Source organism: Lysobacter sp. A286 (assembly GCF_054052105.1).
In genome coordinates this window covers 458,064-472,909 of sequence record NZ_JBSVRJ010000001.1, presented here as the reverse complement: position 1 = coordinate 472,909, position 14,846 = coordinate 458,064, and the positions used below count along the sequence as shown (strand labels likewise).

Here is a 14,846-nt window from a genome sequence, read left to right as displayed (position 1 = left end):
GCCCTTGGCGCCCGTCCCCATGTCCATCGAACGCTTGCGCAATATCGCCATCGTCGCCCACGTCGACCACGGCAAGACCACCCTCGTCGATTGCCTGCTCAAGCAGTCCGGCACGTTCTCCGAACGCACCATGCTCGCCGAGCGCGTGATGGACAGCAACGATCAGGAAAAGGAACGTGGCATCACGATCCTGTCCAAGAACACCGCCGTCACCTGGCAGGGCAACCGCATCAACATCGTCGACACCCCGGGACACGCCGACTTCGGCGGCGAGGTCGAGCGCGTGCTGTCGATGGTCGACTCGGTGCTGATCCTGGTCGATGCGATGGACGGACCGATGCCGCAAACGCGCTTCGTGACCCAGAAGGCGTTCGCGATGGGCTTCAAGCCGATCGTGGTGGTCAACAAGATCGACCGGCCAGGCGCACGCCCGGACTGGGTGATCGACCAGGTGTTCGACCTTTTCGACAAGCTCGGCGCCACCAACGAGCAGCTCGATTTCCCCATCGTGTATGCCTCGGCGCTGCATGGTTATGCAGGGCTCGACGACAGCGTTCGCAGCGGCGACATGACCCCGCTGTACGAGGCGATCATGGAGCACGTCTCGCCGCCGCAGGTCGATCCGGACGGCCCGTTCCAGATGCTCATCAGCCAGCTGGACTACAACAACTTCGTCGGACTGATCGGCGTGGGGCGCATCCAGCGCGGCAAGGTCCACACCAACATGCCGATCACTGTCATTGACCGGGAAGGCAAGAAGCGCCAGGGCAAGGTACTGCAGGTGCTCGGGTTCATGGGTCTGGAGCGGGTTGAGGTCGAGGAAGCCGAGGCTGGTGACATCATCGCCATTTCAGGCGTCCAGGGCCTGAGCATTTCCGACACCCTGTGCGCGGTGGACGCTCCGGAAGCCCTGCCCGCGCTGACCGTGGACGAGCCGACCATCAGCATGACCTTCCAGGTCAACAACTCGCCGTTCGCCGGTCGCAAGGACTTCAGTGGCGGCAAGTTCATCACCAGCCGCCAGATCCGTGAACGGCTGGAGCGCGAGACCCTGCACAACGTCGCGCTGAAAGTGGAGGAAGGCTCGGATCCGGACAAGTTCCTCGTCTCCGGTCGCGGCGAGCTGCACCTGTCGGTCCTGATTGAGACCATGCGGCGCGAGGGCTTCGAGCTGGCGGTATCGCGCCCGGAAGTCATCATCAAGGAAGTCGATGGCCAGATGATGGAGCCGGTCGAGCAACTCGTGGTCGACATCGAAGAGCAGCACCAGGGCGGCGTCATGGAGAAACTGGGCATCCGCAAGGGCCAGCTGAAAAACATGGAATCCGACGGCAAGGGGCGCGTGCGACTGGATTACATGATCCCCGCCCGCGGACTGATCGGCTTCCAGAATGAGTTCAAGACGCTGACCCAGGGCACCGGCCTGCTGTTCCATGTATTCGACCATTACGGCCCGCGCGCGGTCGGCGCGATCGCCAAGCGCTCCAACGGCGTGATGATCTCCAATTCCGCCGGTGCCACTCCTGCCTATTCGCTGGGGCCACTGGAAGAGCGCGGCAAACTGTTCGCTGCAGAAGGCGACAACGTGTACGAAGGCCAGCTGATCGGCATCCACTCCAAAGACAACGACCTCACGGTCAATGCCATCAAGACCAAGCCGCTGACCAACATGCGCGCCTCGGGCAAGGATGATGCAATCAAGCTGACACCCGCGATCAAGTACACGCTGGAACAGGCACTGGATTTCATCGAGGATGATGAGTTGGTGGAAGTCACGCCGATGGAAATCCGCCTGCGCAAGAAGCATCTAACCGAGAACGACCGGAAGCGCGCGAGCCGCGGCTGACCCACCCGTGCACGGTACGGCCCGGCATTTTCGTGCCGGGCCGATGAAAAAGCCGCCCAGTCCGGGCGGCTTTTTTTGTGACGACGGTTCCGAACGGATCGGGGCGAGGCGCCTAACCTGCCGCGGTCAACTGCGCCTGCTTGCGCACGATCAGCATCGCCACTTCCAGCGCCTGCTCATAATTCAGGCGCGGATCGACGGTAGAGCGATACGCACGCTCCAGGTCGACCTCGGTCAGATCACGTGCGCCGCCCAGGCACTCGGTGACATCCTCGCCGGTAAGCTCCAGGTGCACGCCGCCCAAACGCGTGCCCGCGGCAGCATGCAAGTCGAACGCCTGCTCCAGCTCGCTGCCGATGTTCGCAAAACGACGGGTCTTGTAGCCGTTGGTGGTCGCTTCGGTATTGCCGTGCATCGGATCGCAAACCCACAACACCCGTCGCCCATCCCGTCGAATCGTGTCCAGCAGCGGCGGCAGGCTATCGGCAATATTCGCCGCGCCCATCCGGTGGATCAGGGTGAGCTTGCCGGCCTCGTTCTCGGGGTTCAGCACATCGATGACCCGCAGCAACTGGTCCGGGGTAGTCGACGGCCCGACCTTCAGCCCGATCGGGTTGCGGATGCCGCGGAAGTACTCGACGTGGGCGCCATCGACCGCTGCCGTACGCATGCCGATCCACGGGAAATGGGTACCTAGGTTGAACCAGCCCCAATGCCGCGGCACCTGCCGGGTCACTGACTCCTCATACGGCAACAACAACGCTTCGTGCGAGGTGTAAAAATCCACCCGCTCCAGGTTCCTGACCGAACCGCCGGACAGCGTTTCCATGAAACGCACCGCACCGCCGATCGAGTCGACCATTTGTCGATACTCGTTCGCCAGCGGCGAATGCCCCACCCAGTCGAGATTCCAGTATTCAGGATGCCGGAGGTCTGCAAAGCCGCCATCGATCAACGCGCGCACGAAATTCATCGTCATCGCCGAGCGCGCATGCGCCTTGACCATGCGGCGAGGGTCGGGTCGCCGGGCGACGGCATTGAATTCCGGCGCGTTCACCATGTCACCGCGGTAGGAGGGAACGGTCACGCCGTCGATGGTTTCGGTATCGGCCGACCGTGGCTTGGCGTACTGACCCGCAAACCGCCCGACGCGCACCACGGGTTTGCGCAACCCATGCACCAACACCAGACTCATCTGCAACAACACCTTGAGCCGGTTGGAAATCACGTCCGAGGAGCAGGCATCGAAGGTCTCGGCGCAATCACCTCCCTGCAGCAGGAAGCATTTACCGTCCTGTGCATCGGCAACTTGCTGTTTGAGCGCGAGGATCTCCCAGGACGTTACCAGTGGCGGCAGCGCACGCAGCTCCTGCAGCACACCGGCCAACTCGTCGGCATCGTCGTAGCGCGGCTGCTGCAACGCCTTCATCCCGCGCCAGGACGCAGGGGCCCAGTTGGCGGGCAAGTTCACTGGATGGAGGTTACGGTCGGGACTCGGCATTGGATCAAACAGCTATATTGCAGGGCAGCATTGCATCATCCACGTGGACGACGCGCCTTGCAATGCGCGCAGTCGCCGGCCGCGCCACGACCCATCACGAACGCCGAAACCCAGCGAACACCGCCCACAGCGCAAGCACCACGAATGCCATCAAACTCCAGGTTGGCATCGACAAACCGAGCAGCGACCAGTCGACCTCTGCGCACTCACCCGAGCCGGTCATTACCCGGCGCACGACGCCGCTGATCGGCATTGCCTCGAGCATGTAATCCAGGCCCGGACCGCAAGCCGGGACCTGATCGGCAGGCAGGTGCTGCAGGCGTACGTGATTACCCGCGATCGCGACCCCCACCCCTGCCACCATCAACGCAATCACGCCATACGCGCGCCGCCCGAAGGTGCTCCCTGGCCCATGCAGGCCGCCAACAAGAAATACCAGGCCCAGCCCAGCAAACGCGACGCGCTGGAAGATGCACAGCGGGCACGGCAGCAAGCCGCCATAAAACTGCGTATACAGCGCATAACCGATCAGTCCGGCGCAGGCAACAAAGCCGAGCAGGAAGCGGAGGCGAAACTGCGAAATGGGGTTGGTTGGCATAGTCATGGATCGACACAATACGGATTTGTAGCCGCCATGCAATGTGCAATCCACACCAGCACCTCCTGGACCGGCCAAAAAGCCCGTGACACGCCGAACGGAGGTGATGCCCGCTGAACGCAAAAACCCCGGCACCAAGCCGGGGTATTCACGTCATCGACCGGGCGGCGAAGGCCACCCATCGATTCTCCGGTCGACTACTCCGCGACTGCTTGCGGACGATCGACCAGTTCAACGTAGGCCATCGGCGCATTGTCGCCAGCGCGGAACCCGCACTTGAGGATGCGCAGGTAGCCGCCTGGACGCGCGTTGTAACGCGGGCCCAGCTCGACAAACAACGTGCCGACCGCTTCCTTGTCACGCAAGCGCGAGAAGGCAAGGCGGCGGTTGGCCACCCCATCGGTCTTTGCCAGGGTGATCAGCGGCTCCGCTACGCGGCGCAGCTCCTTGGCCTTTGGCAGGGTGGTACGGATCGCTCCGTGCTTGATGAGCGACGCGGCCATATTGGTGAACATCGCATCGCGATGGGCACTGGTACGGTTGAACTTGCGTCCTGATTTCTGGTGGCGCATGGTCTTGTTTCCTGTTTAGCCCATCATGCCGTGCGAGGCGATACCCGCTGGCGGCCAGTTTTCGAGCTTCATACCGAGCGACAGGCCGCGCTGGGCAAGCACTTCCTTGATCTCGGTGAGCGACTTCTTGCCGAGGTTCGGCGTCTTCAGCAATTCGACTTCGGTCTTCTGGATCAAGTCACCGACGTAGTAAATACTCTCGGCCTTGAGGCAGTTGGCCGAGCGCACGGTGAGCTCCAGGTCGTCGATAGGACGCAACAGGACCGGATCGATGCCAGTGGGAGCCGTCTTGGGAGCACCGCGTTCGCGCTGGGTGAAATCACCAAACACCGACAACTGGTCGCTCAGGATCTCGGCGGCCGTGCGAACGGCTTCCTCGGCGTCGATCGTGCCGTTGGTCTCGATGTCCAGGATCAGCTTGTCCAGATCGGTACGCTGCTCGACTCGGGCAGCTTCGACCGAATAGGCGACGCGACGAATCGGGCTGAAACTCGCATCCAGCATCAGAAGACCAATCGTGCGGGTCTCCTCGTCCGGACGGCGACGCGCAGTCGCCGGCTGGTAGCCATAGCCACGTTCGACCTTGATTTCCATCTTGAGCGACGCGTCCTTGGTCAAGTGGGCGATCACGTGGTCGCCGTTGATGACCTCGACGTTGTGGTCGGTCTTGATGTCGGCCGCGGTCACGACGCCTGGGCCCTGGCTGCTCAGCGACAGGGTCGCCGATTCGCCAGTGTGCATGCGGACGGCGACGTCCTTGAGGTTGAGCAGGACTTCAAGTACATCCTCCTGCAACCCCTCGACCGTGGTGTACTCGTGCAGCACGCCTTCGATCGCGACTTCGGTGATGGCAAAACCCGGAATCGACGACAGCAGCACGCGGCGCAACGCGTTGCCCAGGGTGTGGCCATAGCCCCGCTCGAGCGGTTCAATGACGACCTTGGCGCGGTTGCCAGAAAGGCTTTCGATCTGGGGACCGCGTGGGCGCAGTACCTGATTGGCGGTAACCGTCATGTTGTGGAGTCTCCTGTGAGCCTGGGGCCTGAGGCCCGCAGCTCAAGAACAGATGAATTACTTCGAGTACAGCTCGATGATCAGCGCTTCGTTGATGTCGGCAGGCAGATCGGCGCGATCCGGTACCGCTTTGAACACGCCGGTGAACTTCTTGCCGTCCACCTCGATCCAGGCTGGCGACAGGTCCATCTGCTGTGACACGGTCAGCGACTCCTGCACGCGCAACTGCTTCTGCGCGCGTTCTGACAGCACCACCGCATCGCCTGCCTTGATCTGGTAGGACGGCAGGTTGACCGACTTGCCGTTGACGGTAACGCCGCGGTGCGAGACCAGCTGGCGAGCCGCCGGACGGGTCACTGCAAACCCCATGCGGTACACGACGTTGTCCAGGCGGGTCTCGAGGAGCTGCAACAGGATTTCACCCGTGTTGCCCCGCTTGGCCGCAGCCTTCTTGTAGTAGTTCCGGAACTGGCGTTCCAGCAAGCCATAAACGCGCTTGACCTTCTGCTTTTCACGGAGCTGGTTTGCGTAATCGGACATCTTGCCGCGACGAAGCGTCGCGCCATGTTGACCGGGCTTCTGCTCAAGCTTGCACTTGGAATCGAGTGCACGTGACGGCGACTTCAGACCGAGGTCGACGCCTTCGCGACGGGCGAGCTTGCAGGTAGGACCAATATAACGAGCCATTCTTCTTCAGCTCCTCAGACGCGACGCTTTTTCGGCGGGCGGCAACCGTTGTGCGGAATTGGCGTCACGTCGATGATGTTGATGATCTTGTAGCCGACGTTGTTCAGCGAACGAACGGCGGACTCCCGACCCGGACCCGGGCCCTTGATGCGCACTTCCAGCGACTTGACGCCGTAGTCCAGCGCAGCGCGGCCGGCCTTCTCGGCGGCCACCTGGGCGGCAAACGGGGTCGACTTGCGCGAACCGCGGAAGCCCGCGCCGCCCGAAGTCGCCCACGACAATGCATTGCCCTGGCGGTCGGTGATCGTGATGATGGTGTTGTTGAACGAAGCGTGGACGTGGGCGATGCCGTCGGTGACGACGCGCTTGATCTTCTTCTTCGTTTTCGTAGCGGTTGGCTTGGCCATGATCTACCCCTTACTTCCTGATGGCCCGACGCGGACCCTTCCGGGTACGTGCGTTGGTTTTTGTGCGCTGGCCACGCAGCGGCAGGCCACGGCGATGCCGCAGGCCGCGGTAGCAGCTCAGGTCCATCAGGCGCTTGATCGACATGCCGATCTCGCGGCGCAGATCACCCTCGACGACGAACTTGCCGATTTCGCCGCGCAAACGCTCGACCTCGGGCTCGGACAAGTCGCGGATCTTGGTCGACGCGGTAACGCCGGCTGAATCACACACTTGCTTGGAACGAGTACGGCCAATGCCGTAAATGCTTTGCAACCCGACCCAGACGTGCTTCTGGGCAGGCAGGTTGACGCCCGCAATACGCGCCATAACGCGATCTCCAACTGGTTTGGCAACCGGATCCTGACAACCCGGTAGAGAGGTTCACTGAAAAAGTGAATCGGAAATTTTATCAAGGTCTCGGGTTAATAGGAAGCCCCGCCACGCCGAAGCGTTGCGTTGCGACGGCATGGGGAGTGTGCCCATGCTCCGGCGACGAGTTCGAACTGCCGAGGCGCGCGGTGTCAAGCCGCCCTCCCCGACACCGCGCGCTACTCTGGCGCGCAGATCGGTCCGAACCCACTCGCGCGCGAGACACCGCACGAGTCGCCCTGCTGGAACCGGGGTGTGGTAGCCCCGTGCTCCGTGTTACCTGTATCAGCGATCCGGACATTGAACCCGGTCGCCTTGTCGCCTCGGGCATCCGGCACCGTGCCGGACGACCAGGGAGCCATCAGCGGGCGAGGCCGCTCTTGGATCCCTTTAGATTTGCCTTCTTGAGCAAGCTCTCGTACTGGTGTGACATCAAGTGCGCCTGGATCTGCGAGATGAAGTCCATTACCACCACCACAACGATGAGCAACGAGGTACCGCCAAAATAGAAGGATATCCCCATTTTCGCGCGCATCAACTCCGGCAGCAAACAGACCAGCACCAGATACGCCGCGCCGGCCGCGGTCAGCCGCGTCAAAACCCCGTCAACATAGTCGGCAGTCGCCTTGCCGGGCCGAATGCCAGGAATCAGGGCGCCCGACTTCTTGAGATTGTCAGCGGTTTCCTGCGAGTTGAAGACCAGCGCAGTATAGAAGAACGTAAAGCCCGCGATCAGGCCACCGTAGATCAGCAGATGCAACGGTTCACCCGGGTTCAGCCACTGACTGACCTTGAGCATGAACGACGAGGAATCACCCTGGCTGAACCAGGTTGCCGCAGTCGCCGGAAACATCACGATGCTGGAGGCAAAAATCGGCGGGATGACGCCGGACATGTTGAGCTTGAGCGGCAGGAACGAGGACTGGTTCATGTATGCGTTGCGGCCACCCTGGCGCCTCGCATAATTAACCGTGATCCGACGTTGCCCGCTCTCCACGAACACTACGAAGTAGGTCACGCCCAGCACGATGGCGGCCACCGACATTGCGGTCAGCGTACCCATCTCGCCGTTGCGGACCTGCTCGAACATGTTCAGCACGGCCGAAGGCAATCCGGCGACGATACCGGCGAAGATGATCAGCGAAACGCCGTTGCCGATGCCGCGCTCGGTCACCTGTTCACCCACCCACATCAGGAACATGGTGCCGGCCGTCAGGGAAATCACCGCCGTCAGTACAAATCCTGCGCCGGGGCTGTAGACCACCGGGATACCCTGGCTCGCACCTCCGGCCTGCAAAGCAGTGGCGATGCCCCAGGCCTGGAAAACCGCCAGCGGGATTGCGCCCAGCCGGGACCATTGGGTGATCTTGCGCCGACCCGATTCACCCTCTTTCTGGACCGCCTTCAGGCTGGGCAGTATCTGCACCATCAACTGCATGATGATGGACGCCGAGATGTACGGCATCACGTTCAGTGCGAACAGGCTGAAGCGCTCCAGCGCACCACCGGAGAACATGTTGAACATGTCGACGATGGTGCCTTCCTGTGTCTCCATCAGGCGCAGCATGGCCTCCGGGTTGACCCCGGGCACGGGGATGTAGCAGCCGACGCGATACACCAGCAGTGCACCAACCACGAACATCAGACGCTGGCGAAGCTCGGTGAACTTCCCGAGCCCTCCGCCTACGCCGCTCATCGCGTTACTGCTGCGCGCCATGCCCGACTTACTCCTCGACCTTGCCGCCGGCCGCTTCGACCGCAGCCTTGGCACCGGCAGTGGCGAGCACACCCTTGAATACGAACTTCTTGGTCACTTCGCCCTTCAGGACCAACTTGGCCCGCTTGGCAGTGCTCGGCACCAGTTTGGCCGCACGCAAGGTCGCGAAATCGATATCGCCGGCATCCAGCTGATCGAGCTGGTACAGCATCACTTCGGCAGTGTCGTTCTTGGTCTTGCTACGGAAACCGACCTTCGGCAACCGGATATGCATTGGCATCTGGCCGCCTTCGAAACCGGCCCGGATCTTGCCTTTACCCGAACGCGCGAAGGAACCCTTGTGGCCGCGGCCTGCGGTCTTGCCCAGGCCCGAACCGATACCGCGTCCGACGCGCTTGCGGTCTTCGCGGGCGCCCTCTGCGGGCGATAGTGTATTGAGACGCATGATGATTACTCCTCGACCCGGACCAGGTAATGGACCGTGTTGATCAGGCCACGGACCTGGGGGCTGTCCTTCAGTTCGCGCATGTCATTGATCTTGCGCAGCCCGAGCGCCTTCACCGAAAGGCGATGGCGTCCCTGGGTCCCACGCAGTCCCTTGACCAGGCGCACCTTGACGGTACCGCCCTTGGGCGCATCGGTTTTGTTCTCAGTCGACTTAACCATGTTGCAGATCCTCGACCTTCTTGCCGCGCTTGGCTGCGATCTTGGCGGGCGAATGCATCTGGCCGAGACCGATCAGCGTCGCGCGAACCAGGTTGATCGGGTTGCGGGAACCAATGGCCTTGGCCAACACGTCTTTCACCCCGACCGCCTCGAGCACGGCGCGCATCGCGCCGCCGGCGATTACCCCGGTACCTTCCGAAGCGGGCTGCATGTAGACCCGAGCCGCTCCGTGGCCGGACTTCACCGAATGCCACAAGGTGCCATTGTTGAGGTCGACGTGCTTCATGTCCTTGCGGGCATATTCCATCGACTTCTGGATCGCCATGGGCACTTCGCGGGCCTTGCCGTAACCGAAGCCGACCTTACCAGCGCCGTCACCGACGACGGTCAGTGCGGTGAAGGTGAACTGGCGGCCACCCTTAACAGTCTTGCTGACGCGGTTGACCGTGATCAATTTCTCGATCATTCCGTCGTCTATTTCTTCGCGCCTGCCGCGTCCGCGCGAATCACGTTCGTTAGCCATGTTTGATTCCTGGAAATGGAAAATAATTTGCGGCGTAGCCGCTTATCGTTGTTGAGTCGATCCGGTGGTGCGTGACAGCGGAAACCCACCGGCACGCCCGACGCAACCCGCGTCGGCAGGAATGTTACGGGCAGGCCGTATCAGAACTGCAGCCCACCTTCGCGCGCGGCGTCAGCCAACGCCTTGATGCGGCCGTGATAGCGATAGCCCGAGCGGTCAAAGGCGACCTTTTCGATACCCGCAGCCTTGGCGGCGGCGGCTATCGCCTGACCCACCTTGGCGGCGGCTTCGGCATTCTTCAGGCCTTTCAAGCCTTCACGAACCGCGACCTGGGTGGTCGAGGCCGCAGCCAGCACCGCGGAACCATCGGCAGTAAAGACCTGGGCGTACATGTGCTGGCCGGTACGCAGCACCGACAGGCGAGGCACGCCGAGCTTGCGGATGTGGCTGCGGGTCGACTTGGCGCGACGCAGGCGGGCAGTATTCTTGTTCATTAGTCTGGGTTCTCGAAAAACTACCAAGGGAGCGATTTTGTTCAGAAGTCCGGCCACGAATGGCCGGGTGCTTGCGGACGGATCCGCGGCGAACTTACGCCTTCTTGGCTTCCTTGCGAATGATGGTTTCCCCGGCGTACTTCACGCCCTTGCCCTTGTAGGGCTCCGGCGGACGGAAACCGCGAATCTTGGCGGCCACCTCACCGACGCGTTGCTTGTCAGTGCCCTGCACCAGAACTTCGGTCTGGGTAGGCGTACTGATGGTGATGCCGTCGGGGGAGGCAAACGTTACCGGATGGGAGAAACCAAGCGACAGGCTCAGGTCTTTTCCCTGCATCGCGGCGCGGTAGCCAACGCCGACCAACTCAAGCTTGCGCTCGAAGCCTTCGGAGACGCCTTGCACCATGTTGGCAATGATCGACCGCAGCGTGCCGGTCAGCGCGATGCGCTCGACATCCTGGGTCGAGAGCAGCGCGTGGCCGTCTTCGATCTTGATCTCGATATCGGTCGGCTTGGCGATCGACAACGAGCCCTTGGGCCCCTTGACGGTGACGCTGTCGGACTGGACGTTGAGCTCGACACCCTTGGGAAGGGCAATCGGCTTCTTGGCAATTCGGGACATACGTTCGTTACTCCCTTAAGCCACGAAGCACAGGACTTCACCGCCGACGCCCTGCTGGCGCGCCTGGGTGTCGGTCATGATGCCTTTCGAGGTGGAGATGATGGACACACCAAGGCCATTCAGGACCCGGGGCAAGTCGTCCTTGCCGCGGTACTGACGCAGCCCGGAGCGGGAGAAGCGCTTGAGCTGCTCGATCACCGGCTTGCCTTCGTAGTACTTCAGCTCGATCTGCAGCTCGTTCTTGCCGCCGCCGATGTCGCTGACGTTGGCAGCCAGGATGTAACCCTCGTCCTTCAAGACCTTGGCGATGGCCACCTTGATGTTGGACGACGGCATTTTCACCGTGGGCTTGCCGACCGCCGCCGCATTCCTGATGCGGACGAACATATCGGCGATGGGATCAGTCATGCTCATGTGTAATTACCTGATGAGTGCACCGATATCCGCTCAATTGCGAATTCAGTTGTGACGCCACGGCTGGACCGCCATGACGCGTGGAACTTTTGGAGCCGGTAAGTCTAGCAGACTTATCGGCTCCGTTTGACAATCAATTACCAGCTGGCCTTGCGAAGCCCCGGCACGTCTCCGCGCATGGTGGCTTCACGCAATTTGTTGCGACCCAGGCCGAACTTTGCATAGACGCCGCGCGAGCGCCCGGTCAGGGCACAGCGATTGCGCTGCCGGCTGGGGGACGAGTCGCGTGGCAGCTTCTGCAGCTTGACCACCGCCTCTTCCTTTTCTTCGTACGTAGCGCTGACGCTGGAGATGATCTTCTTCAGCTCTTCGCGCTTGACCGCGTACTTCGCGGCCAGCTTGGCCCGCTTGATGTCGCGGTTGACCATGGAGGTCTTTGCCATGTGTGGATCCTCGAATCAGTGCGTGGTGTTAGGTGCGGAACGGGAAGCGGAACGCTTCCAGCAGTGCGCGGGCTTCGGCATCGGTGTTCGCGGTCGTGGTGATCGCGATGTCCATGCCGCGCAGCGCATCAACCTGGTCGTAATCGATTTCCGGGAAGATGATCTGTTCCTTGACGCCCATGTTGTAGTTGCCGCGGCCATCGAAAGACTTGGCCGACACGCCGCGGAAATCGCGCACGCGCGGCAGCGAGACGTTGATCAGGCGATCCAGGAACTCGAACATCTTGGCCCGGCGCAACGTGACCTTGCAGCCGATCGGCCAGCCATCGCGGATCTTGAACGACGCCACGGACACGCGGCTGTTGGTCACGATCGGCTTCTGCCCGCAGATCTTCGCCATGTCGGCGACGGCGTTCTCGAGCACTTTCTTGTTGGTGGCCGCCTCGCCCACACCCATGTTCAGGGTGATCTTGGAGACGCGGGGCACCTGCATCGGGTTCGTGTAACCGAACTTCTCGGTCAGCGACGGCACCACTTCTTCTTTGTAAAATTTTTCAAGCCGTGTCATTTCAGCATTCCTCAGGCGTCGACCGCCTCACCGCTGGAGCGGAACACACGCAATTTGCGTCCATCCTCCAGCACCTTGATACCGATGCGCTCACCCTTGCCGGAAGCCGGGTTGAACAGCATGACGTTGGAAATATGGATCGGCGCCTCACGCTCGATCACGCCGCCAGGCTGGCCGGCTTGCGGATTCGGCTTGGTGTGGCGCTTGATGATGTTGATGTTGGACACCAGGACCTTGTCCCCTGCCACTCGCACCACATCACCTTTCTTGCCCTTGTCCTTGCCGGCAGTGACGATTACTTGATCGCCCTTCTTGATACGGTTCATGTCAATTCCTCCGCTCAGAGTACTTCTGGGGCGAGCGAGACGATCTTCATGAACTTCTCGGAACGCAGTTCACGGGTCACGGGCCCGAAGATACGGGTGCCAATCGGCTCCTGCTTGTTGTTCAGCAGGACCGCGGCATTGCCGTCGAAGCGGATCAATGAGCCATCCGAACGGCGCACGCCCTTGCGGGTACGCACCACGACGGCGTCATAGACATCGCCCTTCTTGACCTTGCCCCGCGGGATCGCATCCTTGACGGTCACCTTGATGACGTCGCCGATCGCGGCGTAACGGCGCTTGGAGCCACCGAGCACCTTGATGCACATCACTTCCTTGGCACCGGAGTTGTCGGCCACGGTGAGATAGCTTTGCATCTGGATCATGGTTCAGCCCTCCTCGTTATTCGGCCGCACGGGTGACAATTTCCACCAGTCGCCAGTTCTTGGTTTTCGACATCGGCGCGATCTCGGAGATCCGGACCACGTCGCCCTCGTTGCAGGAATTATCCCCGTCGTGTGCGTGCAGCTTGGACGAGCGACGGATGTACTTGCCGTACAACGCGTGCTTGACCTGGCGCTCGACGAGCACGGTGATGGTCTTGTCCATCTTGTTGCTGACCACGCGTCCTTCGACCGTGCGCAGCGCCTTCTCTGTATTGTTGTCGGTCATGGCGGGTCCTTACTTCTTCTCGCCCGAGTCGGCCGGGCTCGCTTGAGCCTGGCCGATCAGGGTGTTGACGCGGGCAATCTCACGACGCACCCGACGGGTCTCGTGGGTCTTGGTCAGCTGGCCGGTAACCTGCTGCATGCGAAGGGCGAAGCCCTCCTTGTGCAGGTCGGTCAAGTGGGCCTTGAGCTCGTCAGCCGACTTCTCTCGCAGTTTATTGAGTTCCATCAGCGCACCGTCCGCGTCACGAAAGTGGTGGTGACCGAAAGCTTGGCGGCGGCCAGGCGGAACGCTTCGCGCGCCACGTCCTCTGCCACACCTTCGATCTCGTAGATCACGCGTCCGGGCTGGATCAGCGCGACCCAGTACTCGACGCTGCCCTTGCCCTTACCCATACGCACTTCGATCGGCTTCTTGGTGATCGGCTTGTCGGGGAACACGCGGATCCACATCTTGCCGCCACGCTTGACGTAGCGACTGATGGAACGGCGCGCGGCCTCGATCTGGCGCGCGGTGATCTGGCCGTGCGCGGTCGACTTCAGGCCGTACTCGCCGAAGCTGACGGCATTGCCGCTCCAGGCCAGGCCGTCGTTGCGGCCTTTGTGTACCTTCCGGTACTTGGTTCGTTTTGGTTGCAACATGATCCGTTACCTCTGTTCGCGCGGCGGACGGGGCGCACGGTCGCGGCGGTCGCCGCGATCACTGCGCGGACTGTCGTCCGGCTTTTCCTGGCCAACCTGGGAAAAATCAAAGATCTCGCCCCGGTAGACCCACACTTTGATGCCAATGATGCCGTACGTCGTCTTGGCTTCTGCGAAGCCGTAGTCGATATCGGCGCGCAGGGTGTGCAGCGGCACGCGACCCTCGCGGTACCACTCCGAACGCGCAATTTCGGCACCATTGAGACGGCCACCAACATTGACCTTGATGCCCAGGGCGCCCAGGCGCATCGCATTGCCAACCGCACGCTTCATGGCGCGGCGGAACATGATGCGGCGCTCCAACTGCTGCGCAATCGACTCGGCCACCAGTTGCGCGTCGAGCTCGGGCTTGCGGACCTCGGTGACGTTGATGTGCGCCGGGACGCCCATCATGTCGCTGACTTCCTTGCGCAGCTTGTCGATATCCTCACCACGCTTGCCGATCACCACGCCCGGACGGGCGGTGTGGATGGTCACGCGGGCATTGTTGGCCGGACGCTCGATGAGAATCTTCGAAATTCCGGCCTGGGCCAGCTTCTTGCGCAACATCTCGCGGACTTTAAGGTCGGCGATCAGGTACTCGGCGTACTGCTTCTTGCCGGCAAACCACTTGGAATTCCAATCCTTGGAGATACCCAGGCGGATGCCGGTGGGATGAACTTTGTGACCCAT

23 protein-coding genes are annotated in these 14,846 nt (G+C 61.7%); 1 reads left to right on the top strand and 22 read right to left on the bottom strand.

The annotated features are described in order from the left end of the window. The first annotated feature begins 19 nt into the window (after nucleotides 1–19). Nucleotides 20–1,846 carry a translational GTPase TypA gene (gene typA, locus ACW7G0_RS02260; protein ID WP_456987348.1) on the top strand — a complete coding sequence of 609 codons (1,827 nt, stop codon included), beginning with the start codon at nucleotides 20–22 and terminating at the stop codon, nucleotides 1,844–1,846. A 112-nt stretch (nucleotides 1,847–1,958) separates the two neighbouring features. Here the strand turns inward: typA and ACW7G0_RS02255 are convergent, their stop codons facing one another. The 22 genes from ACW7G0_RS02255 to rpsC form a co-directional block, all read right to left on the bottom strand. Next, on the bottom strand, nucleotides 1,959–3,347 hold the full coding sequence (locus ACW7G0_RS02255) for a class II 3-deoxy-7-phosphoheptulonate synthase (RefSeq protein ID WP_456987347.1): 1,389 nt from the start codon (nucleotides 3,345–3,347) through the stop codon (nucleotides 1,959–1,961). A gap of 94 nt (nucleotides 3,348–3,441) precedes the next feature. Beyond that, complete coding sequence (locus tag ACW7G0_RS02250; RefSeq protein ID WP_456989430.1) at nucleotides 3,442–3,945, bottom strand: disulfide bond formation protein B; 504 nt, start codon at nucleotides 3,943–3,945, stop codon at nucleotides 3,442–3,444. Nucleotides 3,946–4,142: 197 nt separating this feature from the next. Continuing rightward, a complete protein-coding gene (rplQ, locus tag ACW7G0_RS02245) occupies nucleotides 4,143–4,517 on the bottom strand; it encodes a 50S ribosomal protein L17 (RefSeq protein ID WP_036196002.1) in 375 nt (124 codons plus the stop codon). 15 nt (nucleotides 4,518–4,532) lie between these two features. After that, on the bottom strand, nucleotides 4,533–5,531 hold the full coding sequence (locus ACW7G0_RS02240) for a DNA-directed RNA polymerase subunit alpha (protein ID WP_456962212.1): 999 nt from the start codon (nucleotides 5,529–5,531) through the stop codon (nucleotides 4,533–4,535). 57 nt (nucleotides 5,532–5,588) lie between these two features. After that, nucleotides 5,589–6,218, bottom strand: a complete 630-nt coding sequence (rpsD, locus tag ACW7G0_RS02235) for a 30S ribosomal protein S4 (protein ID WP_456962213.1) — start codon at nucleotides 6,216–6,218, stop codon at nucleotides 5,589–5,591. A 14-nt stretch (nucleotides 6,219–6,232) separates the two neighbouring features. Beyond that, complete coding sequence (rpsK, locus tag ACW7G0_RS02230; RefSeq protein ID WP_456962214.1) at nucleotides 6,233–6,625, bottom strand: 30S ribosomal protein S11; 393 nt, start codon at nucleotides 6,623–6,625, stop codon at nucleotides 6,233–6,235. Nucleotides 6,626–6,635: 10 nt separating this feature from the next. Further along, the gene (gene rpsM, locus ACW7G0_RS02225; protein WP_456962215.1) at nucleotides 6,636–6,992 is read right to left on the bottom strand and encodes a 30S ribosomal protein S13; all 357 of its coding nucleotides are present in this window, start codon (nucleotides 6,990–6,992) and stop codon (nucleotides 6,636–6,638) included. A gap of 403 nt (nucleotides 6,993–7,395) precedes the next feature. Beyond that, nucleotides 7,396–8,730: a preprotein translocase subunit SecY gene (gene secY, locus ACW7G0_RS02220; protein ID WP_456962999.1), complete on the bottom strand. Its 1,335-nt coding sequence runs from the start codon at nucleotides 8,728–8,730 to the stop codon at nucleotides 7,396–7,398. A 28-nt stretch (nucleotides 8,731–8,758) separates the two neighbouring features. Next, complete coding sequence (gene rplO / locus ACW7G0_RS02215; protein ID WP_456989429.1) at nucleotides 8,759–9,202, bottom strand: 50S ribosomal protein L15; 444 nt, start codon at nucleotides 9,200–9,202, stop codon at nucleotides 8,759–8,761. Then, a complete protein-coding gene (gene rpmD / locus ACW7G0_RS02210) occupies nucleotides 9,202–9,417 on the bottom strand; it encodes a 50S ribosomal protein L30 (protein ID WP_456962216.1) in 216 nt (71 codons plus the stop codon). The genes rplO and rpmD overlap by 1 nt, the downstream gene beginning before the upstream one ends. Continuing rightward, nucleotides 9,410–9,940, bottom strand: a complete 531-nt coding sequence (gene rpsE / locus ACW7G0_RS02205) for a 30S ribosomal protein S5 (RefSeq protein ID WP_456962217.1) — start codon at nucleotides 9,938–9,940, stop codon at nucleotides 9,410–9,412. Before rpsE ends, rpmD begins: the two co-directional genes overlap by 8 nt. Before the next feature lie 140 nt (nucleotides 9,941–10,080). After that, nucleotides 10,081–10,434 carry a 50S ribosomal protein L18 gene (rplR, locus tag ACW7G0_RS02200; RefSeq protein WP_456978488.1) on the bottom strand — a complete coding sequence of 118 codons (354 nt, stop codon included), beginning with the start codon at nucleotides 10,432–10,434 and terminating at the stop codon, nucleotides 10,081–10,083. Nucleotides 10,435–10,528: 94 nt separating this feature from the next. After that, a complete protein-coding gene (rplF, locus tag ACW7G0_RS02195; RefSeq protein WP_456962219.1) occupies nucleotides 10,529–11,056 on the bottom strand; it encodes a 50S ribosomal protein L6 in 528 nt (175 codons plus the stop codon). Nucleotides 11,057–11,071: 15 nt separating this feature from the next. Continuing rightward, on the bottom strand, nucleotides 11,072–11,470 hold the full coding sequence (gene rpsH / locus ACW7G0_RS02190) for a 30S ribosomal protein S8 (RefSeq protein WP_456962220.1): 399 nt from the start codon (nucleotides 11,468–11,470) through the stop codon (nucleotides 11,072–11,074). 137 nt (nucleotides 11,471–11,607) lie between these two features. Next, on the bottom strand, nucleotides 11,608–11,913 hold the full coding sequence (gene rpsN / locus ACW7G0_RS02185) for a 30S ribosomal protein S14 (protein ID WP_456962221.1): 306 nt from the start codon (nucleotides 11,911–11,913) through the stop codon (nucleotides 11,608–11,610). Nucleotides 11,914–11,941: 28 nt separating this feature from the next. After that, nucleotides 11,942–12,481, bottom strand: coding sequence for a 50S ribosomal protein L5 (rplE, locus tag ACW7G0_RS02180; protein WP_456962222.1), 540 nt, complete (start codon nucleotides 12,479–12,481; stop codon nucleotides 11,942–11,944). 11 nt (nucleotides 12,482–12,492) lie between these two features. Then, nucleotides 12,493–12,807, bottom strand: coding sequence for a 50S ribosomal protein L24 (gene rplX, locus ACW7G0_RS02175; protein WP_456987345.1), 315 nt, complete (start codon nucleotides 12,805–12,807; stop codon nucleotides 12,493–12,495). Nucleotides 12,808–12,821: 14 nt separating this feature from the next. Beyond that, nucleotides 12,822–13,190 (bottom strand): 50S ribosomal protein L14, encoded by a 369-nt coding sequence (rplN, locus tag ACW7G0_RS02170; protein WP_043959547.1) that lies wholly within the window; start codon nucleotides 13,188–13,190, stop codon nucleotides 12,822–12,824. A gap of 16 nt (nucleotides 13,191–13,206) precedes the next feature. Next, nucleotides 13,207–13,476 (bottom strand): 30S ribosomal protein S17, encoded by a 270-nt coding sequence (gene rpsQ / locus ACW7G0_RS02165; RefSeq protein WP_456962224.1) that lies wholly within the window; start codon nucleotides 13,474–13,476, stop codon nucleotides 13,207–13,209. Between the two features lie 9 nt (nucleotides 13,477–13,485). Continuing rightward, nucleotides 13,486–13,701: a 50S ribosomal protein L29 gene (gene rpmC / locus ACW7G0_RS02160; RefSeq protein WP_456987343.1), complete on the bottom strand. Its 216-nt coding sequence runs from the start codon at nucleotides 13,699–13,701 to the stop codon at nucleotides 13,486–13,488. Beyond that, a complete protein-coding gene (gene rplP / locus ACW7G0_RS02155) occupies nucleotides 13,701–14,114 on the bottom strand; it encodes a 50S ribosomal protein L16 (protein WP_456962226.1) in 414 nt (137 codons plus the stop codon). The genes rpmC and rplP overlap by 1 nt, the downstream gene beginning before the upstream one ends. A 6-nt stretch (nucleotides 14,115–14,120) precedes the next feature. After that, nucleotides 14,121–14,846: a 30S ribosomal protein S3 gene (gene rpsC, locus ACW7G0_RS02150; RefSeq protein ID WP_456962227.1), complete on the bottom strand. Its 726-nt coding sequence runs from the start codon at nucleotides 14,844–14,846 to the stop codon at nucleotides 14,121–14,123.